General features: G+C 32.9%; 20 protein-coding genes. 8 read left to right on the top strand and 12 right to left on the bottom strand.

All coding sequences use genetic code 11. The features are described from left to right. A partial coding sequence (locus tag QZN45_RS11070) for a helix-turn-helix domain-containing protein (RefSeq protein ID WP_367241206.1) occupies positions 1-146 on the bottom strand: 146 nt, incomplete at its 3' end. Positions 147-447: 301 nt separating this feature from the next. Between QZN45_RS11070 and QZN45_RS03280 the strand changes: the two genes are divergently transcribed. Beyond that, on the top strand, positions 448-1743 hold the full coding sequence (locus tag QZN45_RS03280) for a dicarboxylate/amino acid:cation symporter (protein ID WP_296811108.1): 1296 nt from the start codon (positions 448-450) through the stop codon (positions 1741-1743). A 43-nt stretch (positions 1744-1786) separates the two neighbouring features. Here the strand turns inward: QZN45_RS03280 and hdrA are convergent, their stop codons facing one another. Genes hdrA through comA form a run of 5 tightly spaced genes read right to left on the bottom strand, consistent with a single transcriptional unit; the run spans position 1787 to position 7722 of the window. After that, the gene (hdrA, locus tag QZN45_RS03275) at positions 1787-4093 is read right to left on the bottom strand and encodes a ferredoxin:CoB-CoM heterodisulfide reductase subunit HdrA (RefSeq protein ID WP_296811106.1); all 2307 of its coding nucleotides are present in this window, start codon (positions 4091-4093) and stop codon (positions 1787-1789) included. Then, on the bottom strand, positions 4090-5031 hold the full coding sequence (hdrB, locus tag QZN45_RS03270) for a ferredoxin:CoB-CoM heterodisulfide reductase subunit HdrB (RefSeq protein WP_296811104.1): 942 nt from the start codon (positions 5029-5031) through the stop codon (positions 4090-4092). The genes hdrA and hdrB overlap by 4 nt, the downstream gene beginning before the upstream one ends. Next, complete coding sequence (gene hdrC, locus QZN45_RS03265; RefSeq protein ID WP_296811102.1) at positions 5028-5630, bottom strand: ferredoxin:CoB-CoM heterodisulfide reductase subunit HdrC; 603 nt, start codon at positions 5628-5630, stop codon at positions 5028-5030. The genes hdrB and hdrC overlap by 4 nt, the downstream gene beginning before the upstream one ends. 12 nt (positions 5631-5642) lie before the next feature. Further along, a complete protein-coding gene (locus QZN45_RS03260; RefSeq protein ID WP_296811100.1) occupies positions 5643-6893 on the bottom strand; it encodes a methanogenesis marker 16 metalloprotein in 1251 nt (416 codons plus the stop codon). A 55-nt stretch (positions 6894-6948) separates the two neighbouring features. Further along, entirely contained in the window at positions 6949-7722 is a 774-nt protein-coding gene (gene comA, locus QZN45_RS03255; RefSeq protein ID WP_296811099.1) for a phosphosulfolactate synthase, read from the bottom strand. Positions 7723-7886: 164 nt separating this feature from the next. Here comA and QZN45_RS03250 point away from each other — a divergent pair, with 164 nt between their 5' ends. The 3 genes from QZN45_RS03250 (at position 7887) to QZN45_RS03240 (ending at position 10510) form a co-directional block, all read left to right on the top strand. Continuing rightward, positions 7887-8606 carry a UPF0280 family protein gene (locus QZN45_RS03250; protein ID WP_292880179.1) on the top strand — a complete coding sequence of 240 codons (720 nt, stop codon included), beginning with the start codon at positions 7887-7889 and terminating at the stop codon, positions 8604-8606. A gap of 179 nt (positions 8607-8785) precedes the next feature. After that, complete coding sequence (locus tag QZN45_RS03245) at positions 8786-9073, top strand: UPF0058 family protein (RefSeq protein ID WP_292880176.1); 288 nt, start codon at positions 8786-8788, stop codon at positions 9071-9073. Positions 9074-9136: 63 nt separating this feature from the next. After that, positions 9137-10510, top strand: coding sequence for a 2,3-diphosphoglycerate synthetase (locus QZN45_RS03240; RefSeq protein ID WP_296811095.1), 1374 nt, complete (start codon positions 9137-9139; stop codon positions 10508-10510). Positions 10511-10529: 19 nt separating this feature from the next. Here QZN45_RS03240 and QZN45_RS03235 read toward each other — a convergent pair whose 3' ends face one another. Beyond that, a complete protein-coding gene (locus QZN45_RS03235) occupies positions 10530-10790 on the bottom strand; it encodes a transcriptional regulator (RefSeq protein WP_296811093.1) in 261 nt (86 codons plus the stop codon). Between the two features lie 136 nt (positions 10791-10926). On the opposite strand from QZN45_RS03235, the gene mtxX reads away from it, so the two are divergent. From mtxX to QZN45_RS03220, 3 genes are read left to right on the top strand one after another with little or no spacing between them, the layout of a single operon-like run. Then, positions 10927-11643, top strand: a complete 717-nt coding sequence (gene mtxX, locus QZN45_RS03230; protein WP_296811090.1) for a methanogenesis marker protein Mmp4/MtxX — start codon at positions 10927-10929, stop codon at positions 11641-11643. 37 nt (positions 11644-11680) lie between these two features. Further along, positions 11681-12445: a polyprenyl diphosphate synthase gene (uppS, locus tag QZN45_RS03225; RefSeq protein WP_296811087.1), complete on the top strand. Its 765-nt coding sequence runs from the start codon at positions 11681-11683 to the stop codon at positions 12443-12445. A gap of 3 nt (positions 12446-12448) precedes the next feature. Continuing rightward, on the top strand, positions 12449-13210 hold the full coding sequence (locus QZN45_RS03220; protein ID WP_296811084.1) for a TatD family hydrolase: 762 nt from the start codon (positions 12449-12451) through the stop codon (positions 13208-13210). Here QZN45_RS03220 and QZN45_RS03215 read toward each other — a convergent pair. The 5 genes from QZN45_RS03215 to QZN45_RS03195 all read right to left on the bottom strand — a co-directional run bounded on the left by QZN45_RS03215 (position 13207) and on the right by QZN45_RS03195 (position 15179). Beyond that, positions 13207-13575 carry a hypothetical protein gene (locus QZN45_RS03215; protein ID WP_292880162.1) on the bottom strand — a complete coding sequence of 123 codons (369 nt, stop codon included), beginning with the start codon at positions 13573-13575 and terminating at the stop codon, positions 13207-13209. The genes QZN45_RS03220 and QZN45_RS03215 overlap by 4 nt on opposite strands. Further along, the gene (locus tag QZN45_RS03210) at positions 13576-13740 is read right to left on the bottom strand and encodes a hypothetical protein (protein WP_296811082.1); all 165 of its coding nucleotides are present in this window, start codon (positions 13738-13740) and stop codon (positions 13576-13578) included. It abuts the gene before it with no gap. 153 nt (positions 13741-13893) lie between these two features. Beyond that, entirely contained in the window at positions 13894-14265 is a 372-nt protein-coding gene (locus tag QZN45_RS03205; protein WP_292607165.1) for a carboxymuconolactone decarboxylase family protein, read from the bottom strand. Positions 14266-14289: 24 nt separating this feature from the next. Then, positions 14290-14787, bottom strand: a complete 498-nt coding sequence (locus tag QZN45_RS03200; RefSeq protein WP_292607163.1) for a hypothetical protein — start codon at positions 14785-14787, stop codon at positions 14290-14292. Next, entirely contained in the window at positions 14784-15179 is a 396-nt protein-coding gene (locus QZN45_RS03195) for a hypothetical protein (RefSeq protein WP_292607160.1), read from the bottom strand. Before QZN45_RS03195 ends, QZN45_RS03200 begins: the two co-directional genes overlap by 4 nt. 98 nt (positions 15180-15277) lie before the next feature. On the opposite strand from QZN45_RS03195, the gene cobM reads away from it, so the two are divergent. After that, positions 15278-16030, top strand: coding sequence for a precorrin-4 C(11)-methyltransferase (cobM, locus tag QZN45_RS03190; RefSeq protein ID WP_296811078.1), 753 nt, complete (start codon positions 15278-15280; stop codon positions 16028-16030). Positions 16031-16066 lie beyond the last annotated feature (36 nt).

Here is a 16066-nt window from a genome sequence, read left to right as displayed (position 1 = left end):
AATTTGAATAATTTATAGGTTTCTTTATAGTATTCTAAGAGTTTATTCCATGTAAACCTGGAATTACCTATATTCTGATTAATTTTAATCATCATATCCCCATCTGGATACAACCTAACCTTCAAACCCAGATTAACACATTTCATAAAAAACACTTAAAATTCCATTTTAGAGACAATTTTAAAATTAATTATAAACTAATTTAAATAATAAATAATATATAAAGAAATAGAGAGAGCATTTGAAAACTAATATCTTCAGATGCCTTTTTGTGAAATTCATCTCCGACCTTAAAGAGGTCAGAGTATTCTTTCACTATTAAGATAAATGAAATTTTATCAATAATTATAAAGAATTATTGGAAATAATGAGAATCAACATAAATACAACTAAATTTTTTTAAACATGAAAAACAAATAACTATATGAAAAAAATTTGGAGTGTAAAATGTTAGATAAATTCAAAAAAATAAGTCTTGGAAATTGGATATTAATCGGAATGATTTTAGGATTTATCGTAGGATTGATATTGAATTTTTGGGTCAAAGATCCTTTTATTAAAGACATAGTGCTTATAGACAATGTTTTCTATATAGGTGGTACAGTATTTATTAAATTAATGAAAATGTTAGTAGTGCCACTTGTGTTCTGTTCAATAGTTGTTGGAGTAGCTTCAATATCAGATATTAGGAAAATCTGTAAAATTGGTGGAACCACAATTCTTATCTACCTTTTAACTACCGCATTAGCAATTACAATTGCCCTTCTAATAGCAGGAATCATTAAACCTGGTGAAGGCTTAAACATGGCTGGCCTTGCACAAGCAAATCTCACAGCTACACAATCCATGGCAGACACCCTTATAAACATCATCCCCGATAACCCAATCAACTCCCTTGCGGCTGGAGATATGCTACCTGTAATTATCTTTGGAGTGCTTATTGGTATAATATTAGCTAAATTAAGAGAAGAAACCAAAACTGTTAACAAGTTGTTTGAGGAAGGAAATACAATCATGATGGAAATGACTTCCATTGTGATGAAATTTGCACCTATTGGTGTATTCTGTTTAATGGCAAAAACTTTTGCCGGTCTCGGTTTTGGAGGACTGATGCCCTTACTTAAATACATCGGATGTGTACTTTTAGGTTTAGCAATACAGGCATTTATCGTGTATCCATCAATAATGGTTATATTAACACGGCTAAATCCAATAAAATTCTTTAAACGATTCATTTCAGTTATGTTTTTTGCATTTTCATCATCAACATCAAATGCTACAATTCCACTGAATATGGAAAAACTCAGCGAAATGGGTGTTTCACGTGACATTTCATCATTCACAATCCCTTTAGGTGCAACAATAAATATGGATGGAACGGCAATTATGCAAGGTTGTGCAGTCATGTTTGCAGCCCAGGCTTATGGAATTGACCTGGGAACATCAGCTCTCATTACAGTAGTCTTTACAGCAGTGATGGCTTCTGTTGGTACAGCAGGAGTTCCTTCAGTTGGATTGATTACGTTGAATATGGTATTTAATTCTGTTGGTTTGCCTGTTGATGCAATAGGCATCATTATGGGAATTGACCACCTTCTCGACATGTTCAGAACTGCAGTAAACGTTACTGGTGATGCGATATGTACCATTATTGTTTCATTTAGAAGTAAAGCACTTGATTTAGATGTGTTTAATGGTAAAAAAGAAATTGTTAAAAAAGAAATTGATTATTTCGGCGATTAAAGCCGAAATATCCTATTTTTTTAAAAAATATTATGCAGAGCATTTACTCTGATTCATTAAGTTCAACAATCTTTTTATCAAAGTCCGTTAATTTCCGTGCAAGTCCTGTAAAGTATGGAATATAAACTTTAGAAAATGTTACTCGTTCTGGATTATGACCCATTTCAGAAATACATTCTTTAACCATACCTATTTTACGTTCCACTTCATCATACATTAAATCTCCAGGAAACTCACCAATAAATATTCCATCTGCACCGTTTTCAAGTGCATGCCTAATATGTCTTGGTCTTACACGGTTTACCGAAATGACTTTGATAATATGTATCGATTCAGGATAAGACAATCTGTTAACTCCAATATTATCTGCAGCAGTGTATCCTATATTATCTAAAAATACAAGTATCATGCGTTCGCCTTCACGTTTTTTAGACAACACCCCATTTATTGTAGCCAATATCTTCTCATCAATATTACCATTTACTGTAATGGCTCTTTGTTTACAATCTACAAGACATTTTCCACATCCTGTACAGCTCATTGGGTCAATATATATTTCATCATCCTGTATACTCATGGACTTATACTTACATCTGGAAATACATTCACCACAGACAGTACATTTTTCATTATCGATTTCAGCAATGAACGGTTCGATTTCAACTCCACCATAGTTATATTCAGAAACCTTTGATGCAGCTGCAGTTGCCTGCATGATTGAATCTGTAATGTCTTTTGGATCCTGTGCAGTACCACAAACGAATATTCCCTGTACATCAGTAGCAACAGGCTTGATTTTTGGATGTGATTCCTTAATAAATCCATCTTCTGTTGTTCCAATGTTTAATATCTCTGCGATTTCTCGAGTACCCTGGGACGGCTCCATTGCAGTAGACAATACTACCATGTCAGCTTCAATCTCTACAAATTCGCCTTTAATAGTGTCTTCAGTTCTGACAATGAAATTATCTCCTTTCTTGACAACTTCACCCGGGCGACCTCTAAGGAATCTGACCTCATTTTCTTGAGTGTGTTTGTAGTATTTTTCAAACATTCCAGGAGTTCTAACATCAGTATAACATATCAGGACATCAGTATCAGGATATTTATGCTTGATAATGTTTGCATTTTTTAAAGCTACAGTACAGCATATTTTAGAACAATACCTATGTCCATCAGGCTTTTCATCTCTTGAACCTACACATTGAATCATGACAACTCTTTTAGGGACTTCCCCATTGGATTTTATAAGTTTTCCTTTTGTAGGTCCATTTACTCCAGTGATACGTCCTAGTTCTGACTGTGTAATAACATCATCATATCTTGTGTATCCGTATTCAGGCCTTTTTTCCATATCAAACAGTTTATGACCTGTTGCGACAATGACTGAACCAACTTGAAGCAAGGATTTTTCAGATTTTCCCCGGAGTTTAATAGCTTTCATATTACATGTTCTAAAGCAATCCCCACATTTTGAACAGTTATCCATGTCAATTACATAGCTTTCAGGATATGATTGTCCAAATGGTCTGTAAATTGCTTTTCTCATTGATAAATTATCATTCCAGTCATTTGGAACTTCCACTTCACATACTTCTGCACATTTACCGCATGCAATACATCTTTCAGGGTCAACATACCTAGGAGACTGTTCCACAATTAAATTGTAGGTTCCTGCCCGTCTTTCAGCCTCAATTACTTTTGCATTGGTCAATACATTAATATTTTCATTCCAAACAAGCTCATTTAGAATTGGATTTAAAAGACACATTCCACATTCTTCAGCAATTTTAACAGGAGAGAAGACCTTACCGATTTTTGCCATGTGCCCCCCAATAGAAGGTGACTGTTCGATGATTGTTACTTTTGTTCCCTGTTTTGCCAAAGACAGTGCAGCATTCATTCCAGCTATTCCTCCACCAATCACTGCAACTTCTTTTGGTGTTTGACAGTAAATAGGGTCAACTGCATCTGATTGCTTTACTTTTTCTATGGAAGCGTTAATTAGTGTAATGGCTTTATGTGTCGCCTTTTCATTATTGTCGTGAACCCATGAACATTGCTCACGAATATTCGCCATATCCATCAAATAAGGATTTAGAGGTTTTACATAATCTTGGAAAGTTTTTTCATGACTTATTGGAGAACATGCCGCAACAACAACTCTATCCAAATCATGGTCAAATATTGCATCACGGATTATCTTACGTCCATTAAGAGAACATAAGTTTTCAAATTGTCCTATAAACTCAACATCCAATGAATCCTTAACTTCATCCAAATCAATGACATCAGAAATATTTCCCCCACATTCACATAAAAACACGCCAACTTTCAAATCATCCCTCATTTAGAAACCTCCTTTAAATCTTTAATTACTGAATCTATTGGAACAGTATGGGCTTTTACACCAATTACCTTATCAAAATCTCCTCCCATTGCCAATGCCAAAAATTGAGTAATATTTAAATGGATTGCTCTGAAGTTTCTTCCTTCCCTTTCAGAAATCAAATGCTGGTATCTGTCAAATTGAATATGACAATTTGGACATAAGTGCACCAATATATCAACATCCTCATCTGCAATTGCATTCATCTTATCGGCAGTAGCTGTAAATGACAAATCAGGATTGGAATATCTTTGCCTGAATCCTGTTCCGCATGTTGCCCTTTTGTGGTCATACCAACCAATGGTTTTACAGCCACACTCTTCGATTAGCTCATCCATGATATTAGGATCTCTAACGCCACCTATCGTATCCTCATAGTGGACTTTGCAATAATGGCATCCATGATGAGTTGCTATTGTATAATCACTTAAATCAAATTTAATATTTTCTTTAATCTTGTCTTTCTTACCATACAGAATATCCACTACATGAAAAATATTTTCTGTTGGTTTTAAATCGTCCTTTTCATACTTTAAATGAGACAATCCGTTTTCTTCAAACAGTTCGTTAATTTCATTCCTCAAATCATCCTTCTTATTGAGCAATTTAACGGATTTTTTATTGATTGCATAACATGTAGCACACATCATTACAAGATTCGGCCTTCCAATTTCACGGGCAATTTTAAAGTTTCGAGCCCCGATGGCTGTTGTGTCAATCTGTGAGAAAACATCAGAATAATGTCCAAGACCTGTACAGCATGTTTGCTTTTCAGAAATTGCGTAATCAATTCCCAATTTATCAAATACAAATTTTGTAGATGCCTCCACACCAGGATATTCAACGCTGACCAAACAGCTTCTAAATAAAAGTATATCTTTATCAGGAATGTTTTTCATAAATCTGCCTCCTGGGATTTCCTTATTTTCTCAATTTTATCCTTAAAGCCAGTTATTGTTAAGATTTTACTTACCTCATCAATCACTTCATCTGATGGCATTAATGGAGGATCCAATTCCAATTCTTCTCTAATCTCATCCAAGTTTTGTCTAAAGTCCCACCATCCCGGAACATCACGGTCAATGTCATTGAAAAATATTTCAGGTATTGCACCGATTGCTGCTGTAAAATAGCTATCTGCAAATCCCAAATATTCATAAAGCTTGTCATAAGCTATTCCATTAGCAATTGCAAACTGTTTGAGAATCTGGTTAACTTCACATACACTGTTTCCGACAGGGCATACGCTGTGACATGTATAGCAGTAAAAACAATTCCAGATATTTTCATCTTCAAGGATTGTGATATCGCCTTCCAACACCCTTTCAATTATATCACGAGGATTATAATCAGAGTGACGTGCAGCAGGACATGTTGAAGTGCACATTCCACATTGCACACATTTTAAAACACCATCATCCTTTGAATTTTTAACATCATGAATAATGTCTTCTGCAAAATCTATTGGTGAGTCTGTAATCTTTTGCTGAGAAGTCATATAAACACCCACTTATAATTTAAACTCTTTATTTTCAATCATTTTCTTTAATTTTAATGATAATTTATTTCCACGCAACCTGTCTGATTGTCTGCATATAATAGGAATGTTTAATTTACTGCCATTTATTTCTAAATCAACATCCCCTGTTTTCATGTTAAATGCATCATTATTACAGAAATTGGCACACATTCCACATCCGAAACAATGCGCGATGTTAAATTTCCTGTTTTTGAATGCATTTGTAGGACAGACATTTTCCACACTACACCTGTCACAATCACAACATTTGCCGCTGTCATATTGAGGTCTCAAATCATTCCCATCCCACATTGCAGCATAATTTGTATTATCCAATGGCAAGTGACGTCCCTTAATGTCTGCAACAGGCAAATCAATTTTATCGTCAGTTATCAATAAGTTTTGATAGATTTCCTTGTTTAAAACAGGTATTGGTATTGCGACGGTATCATATATCTCTCCACCCTGGCCTGTCTTGAAACCACCCAAATAATATGGATCCATTTTGCATAAATCTGCTGAAAGCATTAGATTTGGTTTTTCAGGACTTGAACGTGTCCCATCTCCTAGAATATAACCTTGGGCACCATTTATTAAAACCTTACAACCTTCCATTATCACATTGTGAGGAATGTCATTTTGAAGAGGATTTAAATCTCCGCATCCGGAAAATGTTAATCCTGAACAGTTCCCTTCAAGAGGTGTTGCTGCAAATATTGATTTTACTGAATCCTTGTTTGGATTTGTAAATGCAGTATAGTTTTTAAATGCCATGCGGGCACCTATAATTTGTCCACGAGTAATATCATCAATAGTTATTGTATTTTCTATTGTTTTACCTTCTGCACTTTCTACTCTTACATCAATTGATTTTCCTTCAAGCAAATCCTTTAAAAGGAATCCTCCACCATAGTTTTCGTCATGGATTGAATGAGCAGTACCATGAAGTATCACATCAACTGACCCCAACCATTCATTGGGACACGGACCTGCATAAGCTGGAACGCCATTTAAATAAACTTCATTTGCCCTTATAAATTCACCAGGTTCAGAAATTATAAAATTAAGTATTGCCGCTGTTCCGCTCATTACCCCACAGGTTCCGCAAGTAACTACATCAACATCATCGTAACTTGGTGTGTCATCATTCTTTATGAGTTTTTTAAACTCTTCCGCTGTGTAGATATTTGCTTCGTCATTCTCAATTTTTTCATTTATTTGACCAATAGTCCTGTTTGTCAATTTATCAACCTTCTATAGGTTTTTTAAAATAAAACTGTGCCCGAGTTTATTTCAATTAATCAATTTTACCTACTGTGTCTCCCCTAAGACCCCGTCTTAAGGTTTCAAGGGAAGTTATATCATCACTTGAGACATTTCCCAAATTAACCGTATTTCCAAGTTTCAATATGAAAAATACCTGCTGGTCTTTATTAGGAGCTTCCCATAATATTTTATTTCCATCAAAGTTATCAAGTATATAATCGATTTCATCCTCTTTTGCATTTCCGGATTTATCGAATATTCCAATATTTTTTCCGCCTTCCCTTGCTTCTACAATAATCAAAGAAGATCCTGAGTCCAATTCTTCCTGCATATACTGAACTCTTTCATCAAGAGTTAGTTCCTTATCCAAGTTAGGGTCTTTTTTACCCACTTCAGACAATACTTCAAATCCATTGCTTTTTGCAAGTTCTATACATTCCAATTTTTCTTCATGTGGAATGTCTACAGATCCATCGGATATTTCAATGGCAGGAAAACCCAAATCATGTGCTTCAGCAAAAAAATCCTCCAATTTTTTTGACCTGTATGCTAGTTCAAATAATGTCCCTCCAGTGTAAGGAGTTATTTGATGATTTTTGTACATTTCCACTTTTGCTTTGATAATATCCCGTTCATGGACAATAGAGGTTCCCCATCCAAATTTGAGATAATCAACATATTCTCCTGAAATATTCATTAGGCTTTCAGCTGTTTCAAGTCCCAAACCTTTGTCAAGAACCATTGTTATTCCACAATTTCTTGGTTTTTCTTCACGTTCAATAGATAAAAATTCAAATGATTTCACAATATCACAATAGTTATAATTGATTTTTACATATAATAATAATTAAATATTATATATAAATGTTTTTAAGTTTTTTTGTTTAAAAGTAAATAAAAGGCTGTTATACTGTATTACTGAGCAGAATACAAAAAAATTTAATAAAAACTTAATTAATAATAAGAAATATGTATTTTGAACAAATCAATATTGAAGAAACACATATCAGATTAACGACTGACCTGAATAATCAGCGCCTTAAGAAATACATTTACGATATCCGATTTGATTTGAAAACATATATCCGAAAAAATAAATTATTCCAGCTATCACTAGAGCCAATTAAAGTAAATGAAGATAATTTACCTGCAATCATCCAAAAGATGTATTTTTCATCAGATATTTGTGATGTTGGTCCGATGGCATGTGTCGCCGGGACAATATCTGAACTGTCACTTAATTATCTGATTGAAAACGATTCAAAATATTCCATTGTTGAAAATGGCGGAGACATTGCACTTATAAATGACAGCACCGTCTTATGCGGAATATATTCGAATAATGAAATTCTCGGAAATGATATTGCTTTTAAACTAAAGGCAAGAAAAAAACCTCTGGGAATCTGCACATCATCAGGCAAAATTGGACATTCAATAAGTTTTGGAAAATCAGACAGCGTTACAGTAATATCCAAATCACCTTCAGTGGCTGATGGACTTGCAACAAGAATAGCCAATGAAGTTAACGGTAAAAACTCCGAAGAAAAAGTATCTAATGCATTGGAAACTGCAGAAAACTACAGAGAGTATTTTGAAGGAATCTTATTGATATGCGAAAACAATATCGGAAGCATCGGAAGACTGCCAAAAATCATTGAAACAAATGAATTCAATGTAAATCTCAAATAATATCAAATTCACTTTATAAAAAAATTGATGCTACAAAAATTGTAGCATAAATGTGATGCAATATTTAAATAGGATTAAAATAAATATATCCTTATTAGAAAAAAGTGAGTAATAAATTATAATTTCATATAATTTATCATTAACTAACAGAATAGTTAATTTTTATAGGTTAGATAGTTATGTATAAAGATGAAATGATACAATTACATCAATTTTTAGTATATGTTTTGAAATACTTAGCAGAAGATGATCAAATAACTAACGATTGCAGCGAATACATTACTCTAAAAATAAGTCCGCACCATATTCACAAGACAAAAGCAGAACACAAACATGCAATTTTTGTCCTTTGTAAAATTATCTCACAGGTTATTGCTGATAAAGAAGGAAATTCCATTCCAGAAAATGTTCGCAATTCCTTAGCAGATTTAGTTTCACGTTCTGAAAAAGAACTTAATGTGGCTTAAATCTTTACTTTTTTTACTTTTTTTAAATATTTTTAAATAATAATAACTTCCATATCTGTATATATGAAAGGTATTAACAAAATGCTTTGTTTAGTTGATGGAGAACATTACTTACCAGTTACTAAAGAAGCAATAGATACATTAAACAAACTAGAACACATTGACATAGTGGCTGCTGTTTTTATAGGTGGAACTGAAAAATTAAGGGATGATTCTGAAGAATCATACTCTGAAAAGCTAGGAGTTCCAGTCCAGTTTGCAAAAGATAAAGATATTCCATATGACCTCATTGTGGAAATGATTAGGGAATTCGACGTCGACACAGTGATGGATTTGAGTGATGAACCAATACTTGACTATCCGAAAAGATTTAGAATAGCATGTAAAGTTTTAAATGAAGGTGTAATTTATGAAGGTCCTGATTTTAGATTTGAACCAACATCCCAATATGAAATAATGGAAAAACCATCAATTACAATTCTTGGAACAGGCAAACGTATTGGTAAAACTGCAGTTTCAGGATTCGTGTCAAGGCTAATTGATAAAAATGGATATGAACCTTGCGTAATAGCCATGGGAAGAGGTGGACCTGAAGAGCCTGAAATTGTTCATGGAGAAGAATTAGAGATAACCGCAGAATATTTACTTGAACAATCTGAAAAGGGAGTTCATGCAGCCAGTGATCATTGGGAAGATGCTTTAATGAGCAGAATTTTAACAATCGGTTGCAGACGTTGCGGCGGCGGAATGGCTGGAGAAGTTTTCCTAACCAATATGAAACAGGGTGCCAAATTAGCCAACAAAGTTGATTCCAAATTTGCAATTTTTGAAGGCAGTGGTGCTGCAATACCTCCAATCAAAACTGACAAAAAAATAGCACTTATTGGAGCAAATCAACCTATTGAAAATTTAACCACATACTTCGGACCATACAGAGTTGGTCTTGGAGATTTAGTCATACTGACAATGTGTGAAGAGCCTATGGCAGATGCCGATAAAATTAAAAAGATAGAAGAATTCGTAGCAGAAGTTAATCCGGATGCAACCGTAATTTCTACAGTATTCAGGCCTAAACCTTTAGGTAATCTTGCTGGCAAAAAAGTTTTATTTGCAACAACAGCTCCGGAATCAGTTAAGGACAAGCTGGTTGATTATCTAGAAGAAAATTATGATTGTGAAGTTATCGGAACAACAGCCCACCTATCCAATAGACCATTATTACGTCAGGATATGAAAAAATATATTGATAAAGCAGATGTCATGCTTACAGAACTTAAAGCTGCAGCAGTTGATGTTGCAAGCAAGGATGCAATTAGTCATGGCCTAGAAGTTGTTTATTGTGATAACGTTCCAGTTGAAATTAATGATACTTATCCAGATTTAGGTGAATCTGTAATTAAATTAGTTGACTCTGCAATCGAAGATTTCAATAGCTAATTTTTTTTCTTTTCTTTTTTTAAATATATTTTAATATTTCTATACCAATTTCTGTATTTTTATACAAACGACCTTTTCTTGCATCTTCATTTAAACAAACCACTATATTTTCTTTTTTTAACTCTTTTAAAACATTTGAAACATGATTTGTCCTCAAACCTACTTCTTCTGCAATAACAGAAGGGATTTTAATGTCGTTTCCTATACATTTAATAATATTTGTTCTATATTCTGATGCAATCACATAACCAACCAATTTAAAAATATCATTTTCGTTCATATTGTATAATTTGGTCAACCTCTATAAAAGACATTATGTATATCTAAAGTATCAATTAAAACATTAATAAGTACAAATTAAGTATTGAAAAATTACAAAAACTTAATTATATAATGAAATACAAATACATAAACTAATGAAACGAATAGCTATTGGTGTTGGAGAAAATGAAAATATTATACAGGCATGCCATATTTTCAAAGAGAAACACACAAAAACAGAATTAAGATTAGTATATAGTGATGAAGACTTAATAAAAGCGGCATTTGACAGAAATGTAGATGCAGTGATTCGAGGATCACTACCTGCATCCAATATAATTGCTAAATTAAAAGAGCGTTACCCACATCTTTCCAGAGCAACATATATCAATAATGGAGAACAAGAATTCCTATTAACACCTGTTGGAATTGATGAGGGAAATACTGTTGAAGACAAATTTAGAATTGCATTGAACTGTGTTGATTTTTTCAAACAAGTTGAAAAAACCCCTAAAATTGCAATTCTCGCCGAAGGAAGAGAGGATGATTTTGGAAGAGACAGTGCAGTTTCAAACTCCATAAAAGAGAGCAGAAAATTAACCAAACTCTTATCAGAAAATACTGATGAAGATGTGAAAAATTACCATATATTAATTGAAAAAGCCGTGAATGAGAAACGCAACATTATTATTGCTCCAAATGGAAGAGTTGGAAATATAATTTTTAGAACCATGGTTCTTCTTAATTCATGGCCAAGTTATGGTGCAGTAACATTTGGAATGGATAGAGTTTATATTGACACAAGTAGAGACCAAAGTATTGAAGGTTATCTAAGGAGTTTAGTTTTAGCTGAAGAATTAATTGAAGATTAAGTCTACACTACAAAAAAAGATATTTTAAGTGATTTAAATGGGAGAAAATTTTCTATATAAGATATATGAATGGTATATCTCACGTGGTTTGAATCCTGAAAAAATGCCAAAGCATGTTGCTTTAATAATGGATGGAAATAGAAGATTTTCTAAACTTCAAGGAAATATAGATGTTGTTAAAGGGCATGAAATTGGAGTGGACACTCTTGAAAAAGTTCTGGATTGGAGTATAGAACTTGGAATTGAAATCATTACGGCATATGCCTTTTCAACTGAAAATTTCAACAGACCACAGCATGAAGTTGAAGGACTAATGAATCTGTTTGTTATAAACTTCAAAAGACTAGTAACACATGAAAAAATCCACAAAAACGAAGTAAGAGTTAAGGTAGTAGGAAGGACAGAATTACTTCCAGACAATGTAAAAGAAGCAATACACGATGCTGAAGAATCAACCAAACATTATACAAAAAGATTGTTTAACATAGCTATTGGTTACGATGGACGTTTAGAAATTATAGATTCCTTTAAAAAGATTATTAAAGACGTTCAAGATGGAAAAATTTCCATAGATGATGTTGATGAAGATTTAGTAAGTCAAAACCTTTACACTGAAGGATTGGATGATCCTAACTTAATTATCAGAACCAGTGGAGAAGAACGTTTAAGTGGATTCCTATTATGGCAATCCTCCTATTCCGAATTATATTTCTGTGAAACATTATGGCCAGAATTAAGAAAAGTTGATTTTATTAGAGCTATTCGATCATATCAAGCAAGAGATAGAAGATTTGGAGTTTAAAAAATGATTGACACCCACTGCCACATTGATTTTGAAGATTATGATAATGACCGTGAAGATGTTATAAAACGAGCAAAAGATAAATTAGACTTTGTTATTGCATCCGGGTTTAACAGACAAAGTAATCAAAATGTTTTAGAGCTTTCAAAAGAATATGAAGGATTTATTTATCCTACTTTCGGATTTCATCCAGTGAGTTCGCAGAATTCAACAGATGAAGAATTAAACGATGCACAAAATCATTTGATTGATAATCTTTCAGATATCGTAGCTGTTGGCGAAGTGGGAATGGATTACTACTACGTTACCGATAAAGCCCTAAGAGAAAGGCAGCAAGAGATTTTCACCAGTTTTTTAAATCTTGCCAACGACCATAAAGTTCCAATTGTAATGCATGTAAGAGACTGTGAAAAAAAAGCTGTAAACATCATTGAAGACTATGATGACATACCTTATTTTGTTTTCCATTGCTATGGAGGTAGTTTAAAGACTGCAAAAAGAATCATGAATAAGGACAATTGTTTTATGAGTTTTTCCACAATGTTATGCTACTCAAAGCACCATCAGGATTTAATTGAAAAAATAGATTTGGATTATGTTTTAACTGAAACAGATAGCCCTTATTTAGCCATGACAAAAGAAGAAAGAAATGAACCAGTTAATGTAGTCAATGCTGCTAAAAAAATAGCTGAAATAAAAAATATGGATTTAAGCACAGTTGATGAAATAACAACCAACAATGCCCGCAAAATTTTTAAAATTTAGAAATGATAAGTAAAATTCAAATTTATCAGCACATCACTATTTTCTTTTACAGATTCTATTACCAATTCAAAATCTGTAAAGTCCTGCATGACCAATTTAATTAAATCCCACTCCAGAAGAGAATCATTCAAACATATCATGAATTGATTGTTTTTTATGCTTACTTTTTTTCTGCAAAATAGCTTAAATGCATAGAAATATAATTCCAATCTAAAAATTAAATCTTCTTTATCCCCAATGCCTTCAGAAAAGAATTTCTTTAAATCTTCCTGTAATATTTTGCCTTCATCACCTACATCAGCCTTGAATGTTTCCATTTCAACTAAATCATCCATCAATTGCCTTTTCTCTTCATCACTATACATTCAATCACACAACACAAATTTCAATTTTAACACATTATACGAATTGGGCATGAACATAATCTCAAATTTGTCAAATACATTATTTAATCTGACCAGCAAGTCAAATTTCAAATTATCCGGAATTATATGGACAACAAATCCATCATCGACAATTTCAAAATTCAAATCTTCAACCAGAGGTATTTCAAGCTCACTAATAAAAACATATTTAAAAACGATTAATTCATAATCATTTGTTTCCTTACCATTTTTAATTATATCAACAAGCTCTTCCTGTAATTTATGGCCAACCGTTTCAAATGTAATTTCAATACCCCTTCACAACAATCCTTTTTCTTTAAATACTTCTTTTGCTGCCATCACACCGTTAATGGATTTTGGAAAACCTGCATATGCACACATCTGCATTATAATTTCAACAATTTCTGAAGGTGAATTTCCAACATTCAAAGCCGCATTAATATGATCTTTTAGTTGTGGAATAGTACCAAGAGTTGTTAAAGCCGCAACTGTACATAATTCACGAGTTTTTAAATCAACATCACTTCTGGTGTATATCTCAGAATATGGAAACTCAATAACAAATCTGGATAAATCAGGAGCTATATCCTCCAGTTCTTTGAAAAGTTCATCAACAGGTGCCTTTTGAATATCTTCTAAACATTTTTTGCCTTTTTCATATCTATCCATACTATCACTAATACTATTATCTTCTTAAACCCATTTAATATTAGCTGTTGTGAAAACATAATGTGGTGAAAAGACGGGATTATATAACTTATTTGTTGATGAATTCGAGTTAAAGCATATCGCTATTGATTTTCTTAAATTATAATTAATCCTATCTCCAATGGAATCAAGTTCACTTTTGCTGTACTCATTTGATGTTTTTGCATAGACCTTGAATTGGATTTTTTTCTTGTTATAGTTCTTATCCATACCCATATCGACATAACTTACATTAACAATATCAACCGAATATGGATGCAATAAACTACTCTTTGAATTTGAATATTCATTATACGTATCAATTGGATATAAAGCTAGCGAAGATGTTCCAATCCCTTCAATTGCACCATTTCGTGCTGCGCTCATCGCCATATTCAATTCATTTTCACTTGCAACAAAAACGATTGCCAACATTACAAGAATTATCAAAACCCCCGCCAGAAGCAAATACTCGGCGCTGAGCTGTCCTTTATTATCCATCATCGTATCACAATTTTTCCTTCATCGTTTTTACTTATCAAATAATCATTTCCACTATACAGTTCATATTTCGAATCGATTTTTAAAGGCATTACTAATTTTTCGCCTTTTCTATTCCAAGATTGAATTGTGAGTTTGTTTTTTTCAACCGTTATCTTATAATATCCCGGTTTAGAGTCCAGATGAAGATAAATGGAATATCCTTCACCATTTGCATTTACCTGACTTATCAAATTTGCCACATGATCCAATGTTAACCTACTGCTTACACTATTTTCAATATTTTTATTTGATTCAATTGTTGTTAATGTGAAAAATAATACACCTACAGCAATAATTAAAACAATAAAGATTGAAAATAAATATTCTATTGAAATAAAACCTTTTTCATCCATATTTTTTAATTATTTTCGAAATTAATAAAGTTTATTAAAATTAAAGCTCAATTTTAATACATAATAATTAAATAATACTTGAAATAAAAAATTATACCATGAAAGGAAAAGTAATTTTCATTGGTGCAGGTCCAGGAGATCCGGATTTGATAACCGTTAAAGGAAGAAGAGTAATCGAAAAAGCAGATGTTATTATTTATGCAGGCTCACTCGTTAATAAAGAAGTTTTAAATCCTGCCAAGGATGACTGTGAAATACACAACAGCGCTTATTTAAATTTAGATGAAACAGATGCCATAATAACTGAAGCTGTCAATGATGGCAAACTGGTGGCCCGTGTTCATACCGGCGATCCATCAATCTATGGAGCTATAGGCGAACAGATACGTGAACTAAAAAAACATGACATCGAATATGAAATCATTCCTGGAGTCAGCTCATTATTCGGTACTGCAAGCGTCCTTGAAGCTGAATTAACATTACCAGAAATCTCACAAAGCGTTATTATCACACGTCCTGAAGGAAGAACACCTAAACCTGAAGGAGAAAGCATTGCCAGCTTTTCAAAACACCATGCAACAATGTGCATATTCCTTGGAATAAGTATGATTGATAAGGTTGTTGAAGAGTTGCTGGTAGGTTATGAAAAAGACACCCCAATTGCAGTTGTAAAAAAAGCCACTTGGAAAGACCAAGAAATAATTAAAGGAACACTTGATAATATTGCACAAAAAGTTAAAGATGCCAATATAACAAAGACTGCAATGATTATAGTGGGAGATGTTTTAGACCCTGGTGATTTTAATCCATCTAAGTTATATGATAAAAACTTCAAACATGAATATAGATAAATTAGGAAAATATTTTTTCCTAAAAAATTTCTTTTT

This window comes from uncultured Methanobrevibacter sp., assembly GCF_900314695.1.
GTDB lineage: Archaea > Methanobacteriota > Methanobacteria > Methanobacteriales > Methanobacteriaceae > Methanocatella.
The sequence above is the reverse complement of the archived record's forward strand: the minus strand, read 5'-3'. Positions and strand labels throughout refer to the sequence as shown.